Consider the following 19,845-nt stretch of genomic DNA (forward strand, 5'->3'; position numbering starts at 1 on the left):
AAAAGGGTCATTATGGGTACTGACACAGAAAATCACGAAATCTCCATATCAGTTACGTTATGAACCTTAACCTTTAATTGGGCAAATTGCAGAACTTATTTACACTTATTGCCAAAAAATCGGACAGACTGCCCGAATTTCGGTCAATCAAGCTCTTGTTGGGTAACAGCATAACCCTTGGCTTGCAGCGACGCCATCAGTGCCTGAATCTGCCCATAATCGCGCGCTTCGCATTCAATATCGGTCACGAGGCCCTTGGCCGGAAGATTCGTGAAAATCCGCTGGTGGTAGATTTCCAGGATATTCACCTGATGATTATCAAATTCGCGCATTACCTTGAACAGAGCACCCGGGCGATCCTGTAAAGAAAGGCGCAAACGGGCAAGGCGGCCTGAACGCGCCAGATCGCGCAGCAGCACATTGGCCAGCAGGCGTGTGTCGATATTGCCGCCACACAGCACCAGCCCGACCTTCTTGCCCTTGAACATTTCGGGGTAAGACATCACCGCAGCAAGGCCGGCAGCACCCGCGCCTTCAACCACGGTCTTTTCGATCTGGAGGCAAAGCGAAACAGCGCGTTCAAGCTGCGGTTCTTCCACCAGGACGATGTCATCCACCAGCTTTTCAATGATCTGCGAGGTGAATGCCCCCGGTTGCTTCACCGCAATACCTTCTGCCAGCGTATCACCGCCACAGGGCAGCCCTTGCTTCTTCACATGGTCATACATCGATGGGTAAAGCTGGGCCTGTACACCGATCACCTGCATATCCGGGCGGATATGGCGAGCAACCGTGGCCATGCCAGACATTAAGCCACCACCACCAATCGGCACGACCAGCGTATCGATTTCCGGCGCATCAGCCAGCATTTCAAGCGCGACAGTGCCCTGCCCCGCCGCCACATCAGGATCATCGAAGGGGTGCACAAAAATCAGCCCCAATTCCTGCTCCAGCTTACGGGCATGGGCATAGGCTTCATCAAAACTTTCGCCTTCCAGCACAACCTTGCCGCCGACCTGTTCGGTCTGCATGACTTTCACAGTCGGAGTCGTGCGCGGCATGACAATGGTTACAGGCACACCAAGGCGGGTGCCGTGATAGGATAGCCCTTGCGAGTGATTTCCAGCAGACGCGGTGATAACGCCCTTCTTCAGTGCTTGCGGATCTGTCAGCAGCAATTTGTTCAGCGCGCCGCGCTCTTTATAAGCGGCTGTAAACTGGTGGTTTTCAAATTTTAGCCAGATATCTGCGCCGGTAATCTTCGAAAGCGTGCGGCTATATTGTGTCGAAGTGCGCACAACAGCGCCCCCGATCCGTTCTGCAGCGGCGCAAACATCTTGATAGGTCAGCGCGTCGGATGTGGTGATAGTCTGGCTCATAGTGCGCCGCCCGTAGACTAAAATTGCGACCAAGGGAAACCCTCACACAATATGCAGGATTGCTTTCGCACGGCAGAGCCTTCAGGTGTGCAGGCATGACCCAAAACAGACGTATCGCATTTCTTGGCCTTGGCGTAATGGGCACTCCCATGGCTGGCCACCTCGCCCGCGCTGGCCATCAGGTCACTGTCTATAATCGCACTGCCAGCAAAGCCGAAGACTGGCTGGGCGCGCATCTCAATGAAAACCTCTCGGTGCATATGGCGGCGACCCCTGCACAGGCGGCGATTGGCCAACATGCAGTCATCACCTGCGTTGGCAATGATGCCGACCTTGCCGAAGTGGTGCTGGGCGATCAGGGTGCGCTGGCCTCGATGGATCGGGACGCGCTCTTCATCGATCACACAACGGTTTCCCCCGCGCTTGCCCGGCAAATTGCCGAAGCGGCTGAGCCCTACGGAGTGAAGGCGGTGGATGCGCCTGTATCTGGCGGGCAGGCAGGCGCAGAGAAAGGCGCACTGTCGATCATGTGTGGCGGCAGTGTGGAAGCTCTGGAAGCGGCCAGCCCCATCATGGAAGCCTATGCTGCGCGGATCACCCATGTTGGTGATACTGGCGCAGGTCAGGCAACCAAAGCCGCCAATCAGATCTGCATTGCCGGAACGCTGGCCGGCTTGTCCGAAGCCGTGCGTTTTGCCCAGGGCAGCGGTCTCGACATGGCCAAGGTGCTGGAAGCGATTTCTGGCGGCGCGGCGCAAAGCTGGCAGATGGAACACCGCTGGGCCACGATGGCGGAAGGCGAATTTGATTTCGGCTTCGCAATTGACTGGATGCGCAAGGATCTCGCCATTGCTCTGGCAGAAGGCGGCGCGAATGGCCTTTCCATGCCTATCACTGCGCTGGTCGACCAGCTTTATGCACAGGTGCAGGCCAAAGGCGGCGCACGACAGGATACCAGCGCCCTGATCCGTCACCTGCCGGAGATCACACAAAGATGATTGCCCGACTGCTTGGCGGAGTGGCGCTGGTGCTTCCGGCGCTTCTCCCCCTACCGGCCCTCGCGGACACGCTGGTCGATAACATCAACGGCATGACGGTGGACCGTGATGGCGATGTCACCCATTTCACCGCCATGGTGATCGGTGATGATGGCCGGATTGCCAAGATCCTGAAGCGCAAGGACAAGCCACCCAAGGACGTGGATTATCACGAGGATGGCAAGGGCCGGACAGTGATTCCGGGCCTGATAGATTCCCACGTTCATTTGATGGGCATAGGCCTTGCCGCTCTTTCGCTTGACCTGTCAGACACGCATTCGCTTGCCGAGGCACAGCAAAAGATTGCCGCTTATGCTGCGCGCTATCCTGACCGGCCATGGATCATTGGCCGGGGATGGAATCAGGAACAATGGGCGCTTGGCCGCTTCCCCACAGCGGCGGAACTCGACGCTGCCGTGCCTGACCGTCCCGTTTTTCTCGAAAGAGTGGATGGCCACGCTGGTTGGGCTAATAGCAAGGCGCTGAAAGAAGCCGGTATTACCGCCGCAACCCCTGACCCGACAGGTGGACGGATAGAACGTATCGCAGGGTCCAAACAGCCCGCTGGTGTGCTGGTGGATGGCGCGATGGCGCTGGTATCGGATGATATCCCCCCGCCCCGCCCGGAAGACCGCGATCTTGCTCTTTACAAAGCGCAGCAGGAACTCCTCAGCCATGGCGTAACCGCAGTGGCCGATATGGGCACCTCAATTGACGATTGGATGACCTTTCGCCGCGCCGGGGACACAGGCCGGCTGACGGTGCGGATCATGTCCTACGCCTCCAGCATATCGGATATGATCCTGATTGGCGGCACAGGCCCGACACCGTGGCTCTATGATGACAGACTGCGACTGAACGGGGTGAAGCTCTATCTTGATGGCGCGCTGGGATCACGCGGGGCCTGGTTGAAAGCCCCCTATTCAGACGCACCCGGCGAAACCGGGCTGCAATTGCTCAATGGCACGCAATTGCGCAATTTGATGAGCCGCGCGGCAATGGATCACTTCCAGGTTGCGGTTCATGCCATTGGCGATGGTGCCAATGCCGAAGTGCTCGACGCGATCGAGGAAATGTCGGAAACCTATAAGGGAGACCGGCGCTGGCGGATTGAACATGCACAGATCGTCGATCCGGCAGATATTGCGCGCTTTGGCCGTTATGGCACCATTGCTTCCATGCAGCCGGTGCATGAAACGTCTGACCGGGTGATGGCGGAAGCTCGCCTTGGGCCGGATCGTTTGACCGGTGCCTATGCCTGGCGCTCTATCCATGATGCCGGGGCACCGGTGGCTTTCGGGTCCGATGCGCCGGTGGAAGCGCCCGACCCCTTCGCCGGAATAGCCGCTGCGATGACTCGTACAGATGCGGATGGTCAGCCTTTCGGAGGCTGGCACCCTGAAGAAACAGTCTCACGTGAACAAGCGCTCGCGGCTTATACGGCAGGGGGTGCCTATGCCGGCTTTGCCGAGGGACGATTTGGCGAATTGAAGGAAGGCGAACAAGCCGACTTCCTGATGATCGACCGTGACCCCATGCTCAGCAGTGCGCAAGATATCCGCAGCACCACCGTGCTGCAAACATGGATCGGGGGCCGGAAGGTCTATGATGCCAGGAAGGACATTAGCGACCCTCCGCCGAAAAACGACAAGCGCGAGGAAAAAGCCGGGAGATGATAAATGTTAGCCAGCTTTTCCTTTGCCGGAAGAGCTGGCCAGCAAGCGATCAGGCCTCGCTATTGGCTTCTTCCCCAGCGTCCTTTTCATCCGCTTCAGCCTTTGCGCGTTCTTCCGCTTCCTTCTTCTCGCTGAAATACATCATGATCAGGGAGCCTTCGAACAGGATCAGCAATGGTGCAGCGAGCAGCAATTGAGTCACCACATCAGGTGGCGTGATCACAGCAGCGACGATGAATACACCCACCACAACATAGCGGCGCGTAGCCACCAATTGCTGCCGCGTGACCAATCCGGCGCGGTTGAGCAGCATCAGCAGAACCGGCAGCAGGAAGCTGATCCCAAAAGCCAGAATGAACTGCATCACCAATGAAAGGTAATCTCCCATTGCGGGTAGTGCTTCCTGCTTCAACCCGCCCGATACACCTTCAAAGCCGAGAAACCATTTGAAGGCCATCGGCATGACCACGAAATAGGCAAGTGATGCACCAAGGGTGAAAAGCACCGGTGTTGCAATCAGGAATGGGAGGAAAGCACGCTTTTCCTTGGCATAGAGCCCCGGTGCAACAAAGGCCCAAAGCTGATTGGCAATGATCGGGAAACTGATGAAAAAGGCCGCGAACAGCGCCACCTTAATTTCGACGAAAAAGGCCTCATACAGCTTGGTATATACCAGCTTGCCTTCGCCTGCCGGGAAAGCGGCAGTGAGCGGGCGGACCAGAAATCCGAAAATATCGTCAGCAAAATACAGGCAGAAAGCGAAAGTAACTGCCAGCGCCAACACACAGCGCACCAACCGACCGCGCAATTCGATCAGATGGTCAAGCAGCGGTGCTTGCGTATCGTCAATGTCTCTAAGCTGAAAAGCCATGGCGGATCTTACGATTTGGAAGAGGCTTGATCGAGCGGCAATTTCTCGCCGTTCGACAGCGTTTCAGTGACATTGGGCTGCTTTGCCGGATCGGTTGCGGCAGGTTCTGTCACCGGCGCATCCACTTGCGGTTTGGGCAGCGCGCGGCTTTCAGCACCCGCCCCGGCGCTATCGTCAGGCGACGGCATCGCTTTGGGATCAGCATCATCCACTGCATGACCGGTGGAGGATACAGGCACAGCACCCGCTTCCATCTCAGTCATGGGAGGGGATGGGTTTTCGGCCATGATCTTGGCGTTCTGTTCCCGCCACTTCTTCTCCATATCTTCCATTTCCGCTTCCCGAATCATCGCATCGAGACCGGTACGAAAATGGTTGGAGACACGGCGGATTTTGCCGATCCAACGCCCTGCCTGCCGCAGAGCCATGGGCATATCTTTGGGACCGATGACGAGAATCGCCACGATCACAATCATCAGCAGCTCACTGGCGCCGATATCTAACATAGGTGGCGCTCAGTCAGCTGATCAATGGGAAGTCTTGTCGGTCGAAACCGGCGCAGGCTTAGGATCAGCCGCCGCTTCAGAAGCAGATTTTGCTTCATGAGAAGGCCCTTCAATCTGGGCTGGTTTTGAGGTGGTGGATGCACCATGATCATCTTCGCTAAGGCCCTGACGGAAGCTCTTCACGCCCTTGCCGAAGTCGCCCATCATTTCCGAAATCTTGCCACGGCCGAAAAGCACGAGAACAACGAGTGCGACGATCAGGATCTGAAACGGTCCTACATTCACAGGGAAAACTCCAATAGCATTTCCACCCTATCTACGCGCTATCATCTGTCTTTTCCAGCGAAGACCGCGATTTGTCTTCTAATTGGCCGGATTGATCGGAGTTTTTGCTCGGTTCATCGCCTTCACCCATCAAGGCATCATAGGCTTCATCCACCGGATCAAGCAGCCCGGCCGCTTTCAATTCAGCAATTCCGGGCAGGTCACGACGGCTCGACAGGCCAAAATGGCTAAGAAATTCGGGTGTAGTTGCATAAATCACCGGCCGTCCTGCCACTTCGCGCCGCCCGGCAATCCGCACCCAGCCAGCTTCCATCAACACGTCAAGCGTGCCCTTGGCGGTCTGCACCCCGCGAATGGATTCCACTTCTGCCCGACTCACCGGTTCATGATAGGCGACAATGGCGAGAACTTCCGTGGCTGCGCGGGAAAGGCGACGGATTTGCTCACGCTCTGGCCGCAATAAATGGGCAAGGTCAGGCGCCGTCTGAAACTGCCAGCGCCGCCCCCGCTCTACCAGATGGATGCCCCGCTTCGCATAATGCGCTTGAAGGTCACGCAAGGCATCGCGCACGTCTGCACCGTTCAAATGCGCCGAGATCGCTTCGGGCGTCATGGGCTCTTCCGCAGCGAACAGAACCGCCTCCACTGCGCGGATCAGATCGTCTGGCTGCTCTTCATCACTCATGAGACAATGCGCCGCAAATGGATCGGCCCAAACACGCTATCCTGCCGCAATTCAGCTTTGCCCATGCGGGCCAGTTCCAGCGCTGCGACAAAGCTGGATGCCAGGGCAGATTTACGCAACCGCGCTTCGGCAGCATCGGGCAAAAATTCGCGTAATTCTATCCATTTCAGCGTCACACCCAGCATGGAGGCGACCCGCTCCAAGGCCGTATCGAGGCTCATCACCGGACGTTCGCGCACCATATGCACCACCGGTTCGTTACGCGCGCGAATCTGGCTGTAAGCCTGCACCAGTGAAAACCAGTCACATTCCCATTGATTGCGCTTCAACACCCGCAAGCCTTCCGGCCGCCCACGCGCAAACACATCGCGGCCCAACCGGTCGCGTGCCATCAACCGCGCCGCTGCTTCGCGCATTGCGCCCAGCCGCTGGAGCCGCAATTGCAACCGCAGTGCCAGTTCTTCCGGGCTTGGATCTTCCTGCTCTTCCTTGGGCAGCAGCATCGCGGATTTGAGATAAGCGAGCCACGCCGCCATCACGAGATAATCTGCCGCCAGTTCCAGTTTCAGGGCTTCGGCATGATCGATATATTCAAGATATTGATCGACCAGTTCGAGAATGGAAATCCTTTTCAGATCTACCTTTTGCCGCCGCGCGAGATCAAGCAGCAGATCAAGCGGCCCTTCCCATCCATCCAGTTCGAGATAGAGCTTGTCTTCTGGCGCGGTCTCGGCGGCAGGCAGGCCAGTGCCGGTATCTGCGCCACCCATCGGCGCATCTTCGGCCCAGCCTGCATCATTCACGCAGTCTGCTCCGCCAGCCCGAGCAGCGCATCGCGCTTTGCAAGCAAGGCTTCCTGTTGCTCCGAAAGATCGTCAGGCGCAGTCACATGCGTATTGGCAAGCGCCGCATCAAGGCGCCCCTTCGCACCATCGCTGATGGCGGGAAGACGCGCCGCGATACCTTGCATGTCGTCCATCTTTGCCCAGCAATTAAGCACCAGATCGCAACCCGCAGCAATAGCCTGTTCTGCCCGCTCCGGTACTGTGCCAGACAGTGCTTCCATATCGACATCATCGGTGATGAGCAGGCCGGAAAACCCGATCTCGCCGCGAATGATATCCTTGATAATAGTGGGAGAGAGCGTGGCGGGATTGTCCCCGTCCCATGCCGGATAGCGGACATGCGCGGTCATCCCGATCGGCGCATTGGCCAGTGGACGGAAAGCCGCAAGGTCTGCATCCAGCTCTTCCGCGCTGGCGATAACGGTCGGCAATTCCTTATGGCTGTCCACCGTGGCGCGGCCATGGCCTGGCATATGCTTGATGCACCCGGCCACGCCAGCACGGGCAAGGCCCTGCAAGCTTGCCCTGCCAAGAGCGGCCACTTGCAGCGGATCAGCGCCGAACACCCGGTCGCCCATCACCTCATCCGCGCCCTCATGGCGAATATCGAGCAGCGGCGTGTAATCCACCGTAATGCCCACTTCAGCCAGATCGAGACCCAGCGCATGGGCGTTGGATCGCACCGCTTCAATCGCGCTGGTCGGGGCGAGGTGATAGAGCCGGTCGAACACCGCCCCCGCCGGATAAGTCCGCCATTCAGGCGCTTTCATCCGGGCTACCCGGCCACCTTCCTGATCCACCGAAATATAGAGATTATCCCGCCCATGAATGCTCCGCAGCGCATCCGTCAGCGTGCGCAATTGCTCACGGTTTTGCGCGTTACGGCCGAAAAGCACATACCCCGCCGGATCGCTATCCTGAAAGAAGGCACGTTCGTCAGCGGTGAGAACAGGGCCAGACAGGCCAAAAATCGCAGGTGTCATAGATATCAGATTCGCAGCTATTGTCCCCCAGCGCAAGACTGGGAGAGTTGCGGGGGTGCTTGGCCCCCCGCTCCATCACCCCCGACCAAAGCCGGGGCGCTTCAACAAGATTCAGAACTTCACCTGGCAGGCTGCGCCCTGTGTCTTGAGCGTATTGCACAGAGTATTGGCTTCCGCATGGGTGGCAGCGACTGCCTGCAAACGGAAAACATGGCCAATATCAGCCTGCCCTTCCACGATCCGGTGCCGCACACCGTGCAATGCCGGATAGCGGCGAACCAGCTCCACCCAGCCCTGCTGTGCGGTTTCCTTGGTGACATAGGCCCCGACCTGCACACCCACGCCGCTGACACTTTCCGAACTGTCAGCGGCAATGGCAGTGCGCTTTTCTCCTTCGCCCGAAACAGGCTGAGGCGCAGGGTCCATTGGGCGTTCAGCTACGCGGCCTTCACGGGTCTGACCTTCGCCCACGGCAAAGCTGGTATCGCCGGTACCCTGAAAGGTCATGCCGCCCGGATCTTTGGGCTTGGTCTTATACGGACCCTTGGGAGCTTCAATCGTACTGCCATCAGCCACCAGAGTCGTGTCGTCACTGGCGTGAAAATACCACCACAACCCGCCCACAATAACCACGATCAGCAGGAACCCGGCCAATACGAAACCGATGAGGCGCGTGGAATCGATCGCGCCTGCATCCTCTTCCTCATCTGCTTCCAGCCATGGCAAACGTTCATCATCGCCAAAAGCCATCGCATCCCGCGACGGATCACCCAGATTCATCATGCCACCCGATTCAAACGGGCTCTTATCGCCGCGGCCATTGTGTCCATTCATGGCTCAAAGCTCCTCGACAGCCTCCACGCCCAGCAGAGCCAGACCATTACGGATTACTTGCGCAACTTGCACCGCAAGGAACAGTCTGCTGGCGGTCAGATCAACATTATCCGTCAAAATGATGCGCTTTTCAGCATCGTCATTGCCCAGATTCCAATAGGCATGGAACGCTGCCGCCAGATCATAGAGATAGAACGCAATCCGGTGTGGTTCACGTGCCTGTGCTGCCGCTTCCACTTGCCGTGGGAATTGCGCCGCCTGCTTGACCAGAGACATTTCATCCACGCCCAGGAGATCGAGGTGATCGCCCGATGGCGTAATCCCTTCCGCCGCTGCTTTGCGCAAGGTGGAGCTGATCCGCGCATGGGCATATTGGACGTAAAAGACAGGGTTATCCTTGCTCGCTTCCACCACTTTGGCGAAGTCGAAATCCATCTGCGCTTCAGGCTTGCGGGTCAGCATGGTGAAACGCACCACATCCTTGCCCACTTCTTCCACCATGTCAGCGATGGTGATGAAATTGCCCGAGCGTTTGGACATTTTCACCGGCTCGCCATTGCGCAGGAGTTGAACCATCTGGACCAGCTTGACATCGAAAGGGATCGGCTTGCCCTGACCTTCGGAAAGCGCAGCTACAGCGGCCTTGATCCGCTTGACCGTGCCGGCATGATCTGCGCCCCAGATATCAATCAATTCGTCAGCCTGTTCGGCCTTCTGCATGTGATAGGCAAGGTCAGCGCCGAAATAGGTCCAATTGCCGTCACTCTTCCTGATCGGACGGTCCTGATCATCGCCGAAGCGGGTGGAGCGGAACAGCGGCAATTCCACCGCTTCCCAATCTTCCAGCACCTTGCCCTTGGGCGCTTCTAGCAGGCCATCATAGACAAGATCATGGCTGCGCAGCCATGCTTCAGCCGCTTCGGGCTTGCCAGCCGCCTGCAACACCGCTTCGGATGAAAAGACATCGTGGTGAATGCCCAGCATGGCCAGATCCGCGCGGATCATGTCCATCATCGCCGCGACTGACTTTTCGCGGAAAATGGTGAGCCATTCGCTTTCCGGCGCGCCGACATAGGAATCGCCAAATTCATCCGCCAGCGCCTTACCGATAGGTTTCAGATAATCGCCGGGATAAAAGCCTTCCGGGATTTCGCCGATATCTTCGCCCAATGCTTCGCGGTAACGCAAATGCGCGGACCGGGCGAGGGTTTGCACCTGAGCGCCCGCATCATTGACGTAATATTCGCGCACCACGGGATGGCCGGCATATTCGAGCAGCGCCGCCAACGCATCGCCCACCACTGCACCACGACAATGGCCCATATGCATCGGACCGGTCGGGTTGGCAGAAACATATTCGACATTCACTGTGCGGCCTGCCCCGCGCGTGGAACGGCCATAATCGCCCTGCAAGGCAGCGATGGCTTCGATCTCGCGCAGCCAGTTCGAATCATCAAGGCGCAGGTTGATGAAACCGGGGCCAGCAATTTCAGCCGCTTCGATCAGCGGATCGGTGGAGAGCTTTTCCACCAGCTTTTCCGCCAGAGCGTGCGGATTGGTCTTGGCCTGCTTGGCCAGCACCATGGCAGCGTTGGTGGACAGATCGCCGTGAGCAGGGTCGCGCGGAGGCTCCACCGCCACATTGCCGCGCGCAACACCTGCGGGCAGAACGGCTTCAGCTTCCAGCGCATCAAGCACTGCATCGATCTTGGCGGCAAATGCCGCATGGAGAGTTTGCGTTTCGGACATGCCTGCCCGTTAGCGGTTAATTCGCAGCGGGGGAAGAAGGTGGTGCATCTCAAATGCCACCTTCTTCCCCATCACCCACTATCGGGTCGCGTTATAAGCGATTTGCGATTCGGTAAGCTGGAAGCCGACCAGCAGCTCAAAATCTGCCCGGTTCAGCGCAGCCCGCACTTCCGGATCGGTCAGCGGATCAATCGCTGCATCGGCATCGCCAGCCTTACGCTTGCGCGTGATCTTCTCGCGAATATCTTCCGGCAAAGTGGCTTCAGCGCGATCAATATAGGCACCGGCAGAAGCCGTGGCATGGGCGCGGGCTTCACCATTGGCGAAGTTCAACGTCACCGTGCCAACGCGCTTGGAGACAACCGCACTGCCACCGCGCATCACGGTGGAGAAATAGGGCAATTGTACAGAACGGGCGCCTTGCGTGTTGGTGCGCGTGGCATAGACATCAAAAGTGGCGGTGGCGTAGACCTTGGAGCCCGTATCATCGCAATGGCTCTGCACATTGGTCATGGTCGCAACCACATCAATAGCATCTTCCGTGCGGGCGTTTTCGGGCGAAAACAGGGTTACATCACCGGTATAGTCGGGGATACCAACAGCCGGACAAACAGAGCGCAGAGCGGTGATGCCCACACCCTGTTCCACTACGAGATCGCCTTCTGAACGGCACCCACCAAGAGCAGCGGCTGCAATCGTCGCGATCAGGAGAGGACGGCGAAATTTCATCAATATTCCCTTTCAAGGCAGTCGTAGCGGTCCTAGCTCTTTCGCCGCAAGCCGACAACCGCTAGAGACAGTCCCATGAACGCGCCCTTTCCAAATACGCCCACACAGGGCGAAAAATTGCCCCTTACCCTGTTGATTGCTGCTCCGCGCGGCTTTTGCGCAGGGGTGGACCGCGCCATTGAGATCGTGGAACGCGCGCTGAAACGCTATGGCGCGCCGGTCTATGTGCGGCATGAAATCGTCCATAATCGCTATGTAGTGGATTCGCTCAAGGCCAAGGGCGCCATTTTCGTGGAGGAGCTGGATCAGGTTCCCGATGATGCCCCTGTGGTGTTCAGCGCCCATGGCGTGCCCAAATCGGTGCCGGCCGAGGCAGAACAGCGCAAGCTCACCTATGTGGACGCCACTTGCCCGCTCGTCAGCAAGGTTCATCGCCAGGCTGAACGCCAGATTGCGGCCGGACGGCACATTCTCTTCATCGGCCATAAGGGCCACCCGGAAGTGATCGGCACATTCGGTCAGGTCGATGCCGGGCAGATGACACTGGTGGAAACGGTGGAAGATGTCGCCAACCTTAATCTGCCTGAAGGGACAGAACTGTCCTTCCTCACCCAGACCACTCTGTCAGTGGATGACACACAGGCCATTATCGAAGCATTGAAGGCACGCTTTCCCGATATCGTAGGGCCAAGAGGTGAAGATATTTGCTACGCCACCTCCAACCGGCAGGCTGCGGTGAAGGATATTGCACCGGGCAGCGATCTGGTGCTGGTGATCGGTGCGCCCAATTCCTCCAATTCACTACGCCTGGTGGAAGTAGCAGAACGCTGCGGCACAGCTGCCAAGCTGATTCAACGCGCCTATGAAATCCAGCCCGAATGGCTTGATGGCGTGGGCACCATCGGCCTTACCGCCGGTGCTTCGGCCCCCGAAGAGCTGGTGCGTGAAGTGGTGGACAAGCTCTCTGAATGGCGCGTGGTTGAAGAACACACGTTGACTTCGGCTGAAGAAACCATGGTCTTCAAACTGCCCCGCGAACTCGCCTGAGAGGATACTGAACCTTGGCCGTTTATACGCATCTTTCCGCGGACGATTTTGCACGCCTGATTGGCCATTATGATGTTGGGGAAGTTATCTCTTCCAAAGGCATTGCGGAAGGGGTGTCCAACTCCAACTGGCTGATTGATACAACCGAGGCGCGCTTCATCCTCACGATGTATGAAACTCGGCTGGACCTCAAAGATTTGCCGTTTTTTCTCGGTTTGCTCGATCATCTGGCCGCCAAGGGTAGCCCGGTGCCGCGCACGATTCATGATCGTGATGGCGCAGCCTTCCGCATGGTGGACGGCAAAGCCGTGGCTTTGATTGAATTCCTCTCCGGTGTTTCGATAGACACCCCTACCCCGGCACAAGCTGCGGCAGTGGGGGAAGCCTTGGCAGGCCTCCATATTGATGCCGCAGACTTCCCGCAAAGCCGCGCCAATTCCATGGGATTGCCTGCGTGGCGTGAACTGTTTGCCGAATGCGGAGATGCAGGCCTTGCCAGTATTGACCCGGCGCTTCCCGCGCTTGTCGCTGAAAAAATTGCTTTCATTTCAGACCATTGGCCCGCTCACTTGCCGCAATCTGTGATCCATGCCGATCTCTTCCCCGACAATGTGTTGATGCTGGGTAATGAAGTGCGCGGGCTGATCGACTTCTATTTCGCCTGCAATGATCTCACTGCCTATGATCTGGCCGTTACCCACGCGGCATGGTGTTTCAGCGCTGATGGCTCCTTCCGTAGCGACGTGGCGGAGGCCCTGATGGCGGGTTATCAATCGCGCCGCCCCTTGTCAGGCGAAGAACGCGAAGCCCTGCCTGTTCTGGGGCAAGCGGCGGCCATGCGCTTTATCGCCACCCGCGCTTATGACTGGCTGAACACACCCGCCGATGCGCTGGTAACGCGCAAAGATCCGATGGATTTCGCCCGCCGCCTGCAATTCTACGCACAGAATGGCGCAAAGGCCTTCCCCGGAGCCTTCCCTCCAGCCTCCGCCTGAGGCATGGGACGCACATGAAACGCGTAGAAATCTTCACCGACGGTGCCTGCAAGGGCAACCCCGGCCCCGGTGGCTGGGGCGCTCTGCTCCGCATGGGGAAACATGAAAAAGAACTTTCCGGCGCAGAAGCGGAAACAACCAACAACCGCATGGAAATGATGGCGGTGATCCAGGCGCTCAACGCGCTGATCGAACCGTGCCAGGTCGATCTTTATTCAGACAGCAAATATGTCATCGATGGGATCACCAAATGGGTCCATGGCTGGAAGAAAAAAGGCTGGGTTACCGCCAGCAAAAAGCCGGTTCGCAATGATGATCTGTGGCACGAACTCATCGCTGCCGTTGCTCCGCATAAGGTCGAATGGCACTGGGTGAAGGGCCATGCGGGTCATGAAGAGAATGAACGGGTGGACAAGCTCGCCAGCGATGCGGCAGACGCTATCGCCAGCGAACAGGATTAATCACGCAGCATAGTCCCATCCCGGACGCAATGTGCCGGGATGGTTTTTTCAGCGGAACCGCTGCGGGGAATAGAGATCTGGGGCAAGATTCCGGGTCATGTGATCGCGTGATCGGCCTTGGATCAATTGCCCACCGAGCCGAGCCGCCGCAGGGGCTGTCTGGATGCCGAAGCCACCCTGCCCGGCGAACCAGAAGAAGGCGCTATCTTCAGGGTCAAAGCCGTACACTGGCAAGCGATCCTTCGTGAAGCTGCGCAGACCTGCCCAGCGATGTTCGACCCGCTCAACCGTCCAGTCCACCGCCTGTTCCAGCCGGTCAATCGCGATGGCCACATCCATTTCCTCAGCCGCCGCGTCAGTTGGTTCGCTGGGTGTTTCATCGTGCGGGCTGAGCCACAGACTGCCGTTTTCCGGCTTGAAATAGAACAAGCCATCCAGATCAAAGGTCAGTGGCAAATCAGGCGATGGCGCAGGATCGACGCTCAACTGAACCATAGTCCGGCGCAAAGGTGTGATGCCAATGGGTGTGATGCCAGCAAGCCCGGCCACCTTATCGGCCCATGCCCCAGCGGCATTGACCAGCACTTCGCAAGTGAAGCGTTCACCGCCAAGCGTTTCCAGCGCCCAGCCGCGACTCGTCCGCGTAATCGATGAAACTTGCGACTGACAGTGCAGCTCCGTGCCCTGTTCCTTGGCCTGTTTCAGATAATGCTGATGCAGCGCGCCGACATCAATATCGCTGCAATCGCGTTCATAGGCGGCATATTTCCACTGACTCTTCAGCCCCGGAACCAGCTTTTCCATCTGCGCGCGGGTCAGCCATTCGATCTGGACCCCGGCGGTGGAGAATTCATGCACGAACTCTTCCAGCGCTTCTTCCTGATCGCTCCTGGCCATGGTCAGACCGCCGCGATCCTTCAGAAATCCTCCATCGCGTAAGAAGCTACCCGATGCGCTGGTAAGTGGCTGAATCAGCGGCCCGCCGTAGCTTTCGGTCCAGAAAGCGGCAGAACGGCCCGTGGCGTGATAGCCCGGCCTGTCCTCTGCCTCCAGCAGCACAACGCTGTCTTTTACGGAGGTTTCGGCAGCGAGGCTGGCACCAGCCATGCCAGCGCCAATGATGGCAATCCTGAAATGTTCACTCATGATGCTGGCAGCAGATCGAGGAAATCGTCGATCGCTTCAAGGGCGCGATTGCGAACCGGGTCACTTTCTCGCAAGATTTCATGCGCCGCTTCGGCCCCAAAGATCAGTGGAACGACATTGGGCAAACGCTTTATCGCGCGGCGGATCGCGGCATAGCTGACCAGTTTGTCTTCCCGCGTTGCCAGAATAAAGACAGGGATTTGAATGGCTTCCAGCACGCCTTTACCTTCCAGCCGGCGAATGGAGCGCAAGGCACTGCGGACCCACCCCCAGCTTCCCGGCCCCATCACCAGTTCGGGCCTTTGTGCGCGCCACCATGCTTCATCATTATAGCGATCGATATCATGGGTGAGCAAAGCTTCGCGCCCGGATGGCAATTCGCCAGGTTTTTCGCTCCATTTCCATGCCGGTCTGCGCGAATCGCCCAGCAGGGTCATCACCCACGCCGCGCCATGCATCACCACGCTCGGTATAAATTGCGGGAAGACACCCAGCATGGGGGCCGACAGAATCAGCGCATCGGGTTTCACCACGCCATCGGCCACGGCGCGCAATGTGAGGTGCCCGCCCATGGAATGCCCGGCCAGCACATGCGGCCCCGGTGTTTGCTGCACCCATTCGTCCCACAATTCAGCGAGATCATTGACCCAATGGGTGAAATCTTCCGCATGGCCGGTGACGGCATCTGCCCCCAACCGCCCGGAGCCTGCCTGCCCGCGCCAATCCGCCGCGCTGACCTGCCAGCCCTGCCCGGCCCAATGGTCCAGTGTTTCGAGATATTTCTCATAAGCATCGCCCCGCCCCGGCATAAACAGGATGGAGCCACGGGCCTGATCCGAAACACCAGGGGAACAGGGCCAGTCAATCCGGCGAATCGCATGGCCGTCGCTCGCGTGCCACACGCTCTCCACCGCTTCTGCCGGAATAGAGCGACGGTCGAACCCATTATCTTGCCGTATCAAAGGCGGAACTTCAGAGCGAATGGCGCCCTCCTGCCATGGTTACTGTTTGGTAAGCGATGCTCTTTACTGACGAACATCACCGCAAAGCACTAGAGGCCTAAAATGACACCTGATGTAATCACCTATGGCCTGCTGATCGCTTTGAGCATAGCGCTCATCATTGCTGCAATCACCGATCTTTATGCGCGCAAAATCGCCAATTGGCTCACCGCATCAATCGCCATTGGCGCGCCTGCTTTCTGGATCGCCAGCGCCATGCCTTTGTGGCCAGACATCGCCATCCAGCTTGGCCTGGCCCTCCTCACCTTCGCGATTCTGGCAGGCCTTTTCGCCTTGCGCGCCATGGGTGGAGGCGATGTCAAACTGCTGACCGCGCTGGCCCTATGGATCAAGCCCGCACTGTTCTGGAAACTGGTGGTGATGATGGCCCTGTTGGGTGGCCTGCTAACCATTATCTTCGCCGCCTGGCACCTGATGCGCAAACGCAAAGACAAGATCGCCATTCCCTATGGAATCGCCATAGCCATTGCAGGCCTGTGGATCATCGCAGGTAACTATCTGCCGAATAGCTTGCCTTAGGCGGCGTTGGTGGAAGCCAAGAGCATTCCATGGCCGCTTTTTAAATGCGCGGGAAGGCTGATCGAACGGCAGTAATGCAACTGTTGTTGACCGGAAAGGCACTCTTCCCAAATTCATTAAATTTGACAATAGTGTGTAACGCGACTGAAAAAGCAACTGATTGCCGTTGTTGGAGACAGGTTTTGTCAATCACAAATGATGAATTGCAAACCTATAAGATGAGCAGAGGTGAGGAGCTAAACCCGGTTTTTAATGCGGCGAAGGCTTATCTTGAAGCAGCCGAAATGGTTTACAAGCAACAGGACGAGAAATCGGCGCATTGGCTCTCCGTTCCAGACTGGTTTGTAGTGCATCATCTTAGTTTTATAGCAACAGAACTGATACTTAGGGTTCGGACTCAATCAGCGGCTGTCTCGATGACGGTCAGCGATGTGGACGCGTAACGCAGGATATAGGGTTTCTCGATTGGCTTCCCCATCGGCTGCTTGTCGCCGAAGAAGGCGACATAGCAGTCGTGAGCGCCGATCTCGTCGTCGAACCAGCAGTGGACGATGGTCCCATACTCGGGGCCACCCTCCTCAAGGCCGTCGTAACGGACCGCCGTGCCGGGTGGCAGGTATGGGCTAGATGTGTTTTGGTCGTCGTTCATGAACTGCGCTTTTCTCTAATTCCATCATAACCAGAACGCGACGGCAGTAGCCAGCGCCACGGCGGACAGGAAGTTGGCGGCGAGCTTGTCGTAGCGAGTGGCGATCCGGCGGAAGTCCTTCATGCGACAGAAGGCGTTCTCGATGAGGTGGCGCCCTCGGTAACGCTGCTGATCATAGCGAATGGTGCGCTTGCGATTGCGCCTACCGGGGATGACAGGACTGGTGCCGTTCTCGCGCAGGGTCTTGCGCAAGCTATTGGCATCGTAGCCTTTGTCGCCAAGCAGGTAGCGCATACGGCCCGCGCGTTCGAGCAGCGCCGGCGCAGCCTTCACGTCGCTGACATTGCCGGGGGTCAGCATGAGGGCATAGGGTCGGCCCAGCACGTCGGTCAGGGCGTGGACCTTGGTTGTCCAGCCACCGCGAGAACGGCCGATGGCCTGCGTCTGGCGCCCCCTTTTCCGCCAAACGCCGAGCGCTGGGCTTTGATGTAGGTGCTATCGATCGCGGTGCTCTTCGTGACCGCACCCGCCTCGGCCAAGGCATCGAGCAATTTCGTCCAGAAGCCCCGCCGTGACCAGCGATTGAAACGGTTGTAGATCGTCGTGGACGGCCCGTAGTCCGCAGGACAGTCGCACCATCGGCAGCCGGACTTCAGGACATGCAGAATGCCCGAAATTACCCGGCGATCATCGACGCGCCGGGCTCCAGGCTGGTTCTTTGGCAAGTGAGGTTCGATCGCCTGCCAAGCAGCATCCGATAACCAGAACAACGAGCGCGACATCGAGGGGAGCCTCCATCCAGTTTGGAACCTCCTTGAATCAACCTACATGCGCATTTTCAAGAGGCTGATTGGGTTTTGACCCTAAGTCAATGCACGTAATTGTTACCCATCCGCCCGTAAGGGATGAATCTGGCCCAGACTTCGAAACCTATAAACATGCCTATAATGGCCATCATGCTCAATTACAGAAACTTCCTAAAATCGACTTTGCAGCATTGAACGACCACTTATCGCCGCATCATTCAGAACTTCTTGAGTCCATTAAAGATCGGCAGAAAGCGAAGTATGAAATTGCCCGAGGGCGATATCCATATGAAGACGACGACGGAAGAGACCGCTTCCCTTCGGGAAAGGCGGGGCGAAGTTTGGCGGAAGAGTGGTTAGGCCTTGCACGTTCTCTGGCACAATTTTGGAAAAATGGGCCATCGATGACAGCGTAGCGATGTAACCACACCCCTTGTCCTTGGCCAATGCCTATCGCGATCAGCTCAGCCCAAGGCACCAGCCCCCACCCCCCGCGCCCCTAAGCATATAAACAGATGGAACGAGTTTTTAACCATTAACCATCTAGGGTCCCCCTTATAGATCAAAGGGTTCGCAAGGGGGTGCCCAGCACCATGGATAGAAGAAAGCTCATTCTGCTCGTTGGGGCATTGATCGTTGCGATTGCGACGGCCCTTGCAGCAAGGAGCATGTTTACTGGCGCTTCGGCTCCAACAGCATCGGCTGCGCAGGAAGTTCCTGTCGGCCCTAAAGTGCTGGTAGCCAACAAGGCATTGCCGGTAGGCACCATCATCACGGCTGACGCGATAGGCTTTCAGGCCTGGCCCAAAGGCCTGGTGAAAGATGCGTATTTTCTTCAGGGCTCTGCCGATATGTCCGACCTGTTGGGAACGGTGGTTCGCTTTGCTATAACGGCAGGTGAACCTGTCACCAAAGGGGCATTGGTCGCCCCCGGTGATCGCGGTTTCCTTGCTGCCGCGCTTGGTCCAGGGATGCGCGCCGTCACCGTTCCCGTCTCCGAAAATACTGGTGTGGCGGGTTTCGTATTTCCCGGAGACCGGGTGGACCTTGTGCTCACTCAGACGATTTCCGGCACCGAAGGCCAGCCGCTCAATACCGCAGAAACCGTGCTGCGGAATCTGCGTGTTCTGGCAACCGACCGCACCACTGCCCCGGCCAAAACCGAAGATGGCAAAACCGCTGTGCCGGGTTTCAGCAATGTGACGCTGGAGGTCACTCCGCGCATCGCTGAGAAGGTGGCCGTGGCGCAAACCATGGGCACGCTCAGCCTGTCCTTGCGCTCCATTGCGGATAATCAATCAGAACTGGAAGAAGCCATTGCTTCGGGCGACATTGAATTGCCCGCCGATGCAACGCCGGATGAAGAGGAAAAAATTCTCAAAACCGCGCTGTCCCGTCCGCAAGATAGCCGCAGCACCTATGTGACGGGCGGCGATGTGTCCCGCTTCCAGCGCCGTTCCATGCCACCCCAAACCAACACTAACCAGCAGAGCCAGCCCGCTATGGTTATGCCCAATATGGCAACAGCTGCAAACAGCACCTCTGCGCCTGCCCGAAATGGCCCGGTTGTGCGGGTTTCGCGTGGGAATGACACTGTTGCCGTTCCGGTCGGGAAGTGATC

At 57.8% G+C, this 19,845-nt stretch carries 22 protein-coding genes; 8 read left to right on the plus strand and 14 right to left on the minus strand.

From position 1 onward, the window contains the following. Positions 1-143: 143 nt before the first annotated feature. Entirely contained in the window at positions 144-1,379 is a 1,236-nt protein-coding gene (locus GRI39_RS06560; protein WP_160738903.1) for a threonine ammonia-lyase, read from the minus strand. A 95-nt stretch (positions 1,380-1,474) separates the two neighbouring features. Here GRI39_RS06560 and GRI39_RS06565 point away from each other — a divergent pair, with 95 nt between their 5' ends. Together GRI39_RS06565 and GRI39_RS06570 are read left to right on the plus strand one after the other, a co-directional pair. Continuing rightward, on the plus strand, positions 1,475-2,377 hold the full coding sequence (locus tag GRI39_RS06565) for an NAD(P)-dependent oxidoreductase (RefSeq protein ID WP_160738904.1): 903 nt from the start codon (positions 1,475-1,477) through the stop codon (positions 2,375-2,377). Next, positions 2,374-4,092 (plus strand): amidohydrolase, encoded by a 1,719-nt coding sequence (locus GRI39_RS06570; protein ID WP_160738905.1) that lies wholly within the window; start codon positions 2,374-2,376, stop codon positions 4,090-4,092. The genes GRI39_RS06565 and GRI39_RS06570 overlap by 4 nt, the downstream gene beginning before the upstream one ends. Positions 4,093-4,141: 49 nt before the next feature. On the opposite strand, the gene tatC is transcribed toward GRI39_RS06570, so the two are convergent. From tatC to GRI39_RS06615, 9 genes are all read right to left on the minus strand, one after another. Next, positions 4,142-4,963, minus strand: coding sequence for a twin-arginine translocase subunit TatC (gene tatC / locus GRI39_RS06575; RefSeq protein WP_160738906.1), 822 nt, complete (start codon positions 4,961-4,963; stop codon positions 4,142-4,144). A gap of 8 nt (positions 4,964-4,971) precedes the next feature. Further along, positions 4,972-5,469, minus strand: a complete 498-nt coding sequence (gene tatB / locus GRI39_RS06580; RefSeq protein WP_160738907.1) for a Sec-independent protein translocase protein TatB — start codon at positions 5,467-5,469, stop codon at positions 4,972-4,974. A gap of 21 nt (positions 5,470-5,490) precedes the next feature. Then, positions 5,491-5,754: a twin-arginine translocase TatA/TatE family subunit gene (gene tatA / locus GRI39_RS06585; RefSeq protein WP_160738908.1), complete on the minus strand. Its 264-nt coding sequence runs from the start codon at positions 5,752-5,754 to the stop codon at positions 5,491-5,493. 31 nt (positions 5,755-5,785) lie between these two features. Next, positions 5,786-6,439, minus strand: a complete 654-nt coding sequence (gene scpB / locus GRI39_RS06590) for an SMC-Scp complex subunit ScpB (protein ID WP_160738909.1) — start codon at positions 6,437-6,439, stop codon at positions 5,786-5,788. Continuing rightward, positions 6,436-7,209 (minus strand): segregation and condensation protein A, encoded by a 774-nt coding sequence (locus tag GRI39_RS06595; protein ID WP_160739239.1) that lies wholly within the window; start codon positions 7,207-7,209, stop codon positions 6,436-6,438. Before GRI39_RS06595 ends, scpB begins: the two co-directional genes overlap by 4 nt. 29 nt (positions 7,210-7,238) lie before the next feature. After that, positions 7,239-8,267, minus strand: coding sequence for a beta-N-acetylhexosaminidase (gene nagZ / locus GRI39_RS06600; protein ID WP_160738910.1), 1,029 nt, complete (start codon positions 8,265-8,267; stop codon positions 7,239-7,241). 111 nt (positions 8,268-8,378) lie between these two features. Then, a complete protein-coding gene (locus GRI39_RS06605; protein WP_246204936.1) occupies positions 8,379-9,101 on the minus strand; it encodes an SPOR domain-containing protein in 723 nt (240 codons plus the stop codon). 3 nt (positions 9,102-9,104) lie between these two features. Beyond that, the gene (gene argS, locus GRI39_RS06610; protein ID WP_160738911.1) at positions 9,105-10,850 is read right to left on the minus strand and encodes an arginine--tRNA ligase; all 1,746 of its coding nucleotides are present in this window, start codon (positions 10,848-10,850) and stop codon (positions 9,105-9,107) included. A gap of 78 nt (positions 10,851-10,928) precedes the next feature. Next, on the minus strand, positions 10,929-11,579 hold the full coding sequence (locus tag GRI39_RS06615) for a hypothetical protein (protein ID WP_160738912.1): 651 nt from the start codon (positions 11,577-11,579) through the stop codon (positions 10,929-10,931). 75 nt (positions 11,580-11,654) lie between these two features. Between GRI39_RS06615 and ispH the strand changes: the two genes are divergently transcribed. From ispH to rnhA, 3 genes are read left to right on the plus strand one after another with little or no spacing between them, the layout of a single operon-like run. Next, on the plus strand, positions 11,655-12,626 hold the full coding sequence (gene ispH / locus GRI39_RS06620; RefSeq protein WP_160738913.1) for a 4-hydroxy-3-methylbut-2-enyl diphosphate reductase: 972 nt from the start codon (positions 11,655-11,657) through the stop codon (positions 12,624-12,626). A 14-nt stretch (positions 12,627-12,640) separates the two neighbouring features. Continuing rightward, complete coding sequence (gene thrB / locus GRI39_RS06625) at positions 12,641-13,621, plus strand: homoserine kinase (RefSeq protein ID WP_160738914.1); 981 nt, start codon at positions 12,641-12,643, stop codon at positions 13,619-13,621. Between the two features lie 14 nt (positions 13,622-13,635). Continuing rightward, positions 13,636-14,082: a ribonuclease HI gene (rnhA, locus tag GRI39_RS06630; protein ID WP_160738915.1), complete on the plus strand. Its 447-nt coding sequence runs from the start codon at positions 13,636-13,638 to the stop codon at positions 14,080-14,082. 48 nt (positions 14,083-14,130) lie between these two features. On the opposite strand, the gene GRI39_RS06635 is transcribed toward rnhA, so the two are convergent. Further along, entirely contained in the window at positions 14,131-15,228 is a 1,098-nt protein-coding gene (locus GRI39_RS06635; RefSeq protein WP_160738916.1) for an NAD(P)/FAD-dependent oxidoreductase, read from the minus strand. Beyond that, on the minus strand, positions 15,225-16,190 hold the full coding sequence (locus GRI39_RS06640; RefSeq protein ID WP_160738917.1) for an alpha/beta fold hydrolase: 966 nt from the start codon (positions 16,188-16,190) through the stop codon (positions 15,225-15,227). The genes GRI39_RS06635 and GRI39_RS06640 overlap by 4 nt, the downstream gene beginning before the upstream one ends. Positions 16,191-16,292: 102 nt before the next feature. On the opposite strand from GRI39_RS06640, the gene GRI39_RS06645 reads away from it, so the two are divergent. Continuing rightward, on the plus strand, positions 16,293-16,769 hold the full coding sequence (locus GRI39_RS06645; protein ID WP_160738918.1) for an A24 family peptidase: 477 nt from the start codon (positions 16,293-16,295) through the stop codon (positions 16,767-16,769). Between the two features lie 397 nt (positions 16,770-17,166). On the opposite strand, the gene GRI39_RS06650 is transcribed toward GRI39_RS06645, so the two are convergent. Then, entirely contained in the window at positions 17,167-17,418 is a 252-nt protein-coding gene (locus GRI39_RS06650) for a hypothetical protein (RefSeq protein ID WP_160738919.1), read from the minus strand. Between the two features lie 24 nt (positions 17,419-17,442). After that, positions 17,443-18,200, minus strand: a protein-coding gene (locus GRI39_RS06655) for an IS5 family transposase (protein ID WP_160738920.1) whose coding sequence is annotated in 2 segments (ribosomal slippage) — positions 17,443-17,861 and positions 17,861-18,200 — 759 coding nt in all. Because the reading frame shifts where the segments join, the coding sequence is not laid out codon by codon here. A 68-nt stretch (positions 18,201-18,268) separates the two neighbouring features. On the opposite strand from GRI39_RS06655, the gene GRI39_RS06660 reads away from it, so the two are divergent. Both GRI39_RS06660 and cpaB read left to right on the plus strand, forming a co-directional pair. Beyond that, positions 18,269-18,640 carry a hypothetical protein gene (locus GRI39_RS06660; protein ID WP_160738921.1) on the plus strand — a complete coding sequence of 124 codons (372 nt, stop codon included), beginning with the start codon at positions 18,269-18,271 and terminating at the stop codon, positions 18,638-18,640. A gap of 177 nt (positions 18,641-18,817) precedes the next feature. Then, positions 18,818-19,843 carry a Flp pilus assembly protein CpaB gene (gene cpaB, locus GRI39_RS06665; protein WP_160738922.1) on the plus strand — a complete coding sequence of 342 codons (1,026 nt, stop codon included), beginning with the start codon at positions 18,818-18,820 and terminating at the stop codon, positions 19,841-19,843. The last annotated feature ends 2 nt before the right edge of the window (positions 19,844-19,845 follow it).

The sequence above is a fragment of the Altericroceibacterium indicum genome (assembly GCF_009828105.1).
GTDB classification, from domain to species: Bacteria; Pseudomonadota; Alphaproteobacteria; order Sphingomonadales; family Sphingomonadaceae; genus Altericroceibacterium; species Altericroceibacterium indicum.

Bases quoted from the DNA above. Each gene is read 5' to 3' on its own strand.
- GRI39_RS06560 (WP_160738903.1), bottom strand. From the start codon at position 1,379: ATGAGCCAGACTATCACCACATCCGACGCGCTGACCTATCAAGATGTT.
- GRI39_RS06565 (WP_160738904.1), top strand. From the start codon at position 1,475: ATGACCCAAAACAGACGTATCGCATTTCTTGGCCTTGGCGTAATGGGC.
- GRI39_RS06570 (WP_160738905.1), top strand. From the start codon at position 2,374: ATGATTGCCCGACTGCTTGGCGGAGTGGCGCTGGTGCTTCCGGCGCTT.
- tatC (WP_160738906.1), bottom strand. From the start codon at position 4,963: ATGGCTTTTCAGCTTAGAGACATTGACGATACGCAAGCACCGCTGCTT.
- tatB (WP_160738907.1), bottom strand. From the start codon at position 5,469: ATGTTAGATATCGGCGCCAGTGAGCTGCTGATGATTGTGATCGTGGCG.
- scpB (WP_160738909.1), bottom strand. From the start codon at position 6,439: ATGAGTGATGAAGAGCAGCCAGACGATCTGATCCGCGCAGTGGAGGCG.
- GRI39_RS06595 (WP_160739239.1), bottom strand. From the start codon at position 7,209: ATGGGTGGCGCAGATACCGGCACTGGCCTGCCTGCCGCCGAGACCGCG.
- nagZ (WP_160738910.1), bottom strand. From the start codon at position 8,267: ATGACACCTGCGATTTTTGGCCTGTCTGGCCCTGTTCTCACCGCTGAC.
- GRI39_RS06605 (WP_246204936.1), bottom strand. From the start codon at position 9,101: ATGAATGGACACAATGGCCGCGGCGATAAGAGCCCGTTTGAATCGGGT.
- argS (WP_160738911.1), bottom strand. From the start codon at position 10,850: ATGTCCGAAACGCAAACTCTCCATGCGGCATTTGCCGCCAAGATCGAT.
- GRI39_RS06615 (WP_160738912.1), bottom strand. From the start codon at position 11,579: ATGAAATTTCGCCGTCCTCTCCTGATCGCGACGATTGCAGCCGCTGCT.
- ispH (WP_160738913.1), top strand. From the start codon at position 11,655: ATGAACGCGCCCTTTCCAAATACGCCCACACAGGGCGAAAAATTGCCC.
- rnhA (WP_160738915.1), top strand. From the start codon at position 13,636: ATGAAACGCGTAGAAATCTTCACCGACGGTGCCTGCAAGGGCAACCCC.
- GRI39_RS06635 (WP_160738916.1), bottom strand. From the start codon at position 15,228: ATGAGTGAACATTTCAGGATTGCCATCATTGGCGCTGGCATGGCTGGT.
- GRI39_RS06645 (WP_160738918.1), top strand. From the start codon at position 16,293: ATGACACCTGATGTAATCACCTATGGCCTGCTGATCGCTTTGAGCATA.
- GRI39_RS06650 (WP_160738919.1), bottom strand. From the start codon at position 17,418: ATGAACGACGACCAAAACACATCTAGCCCATACCTGCCACCCGGCACG.
- cpaB (WP_160738922.1), top strand. From the start codon at position 18,818: ATGGATAGAAGAAAGCTCATTCTGCTCGTTGGGGCATTGATCGTTGCG.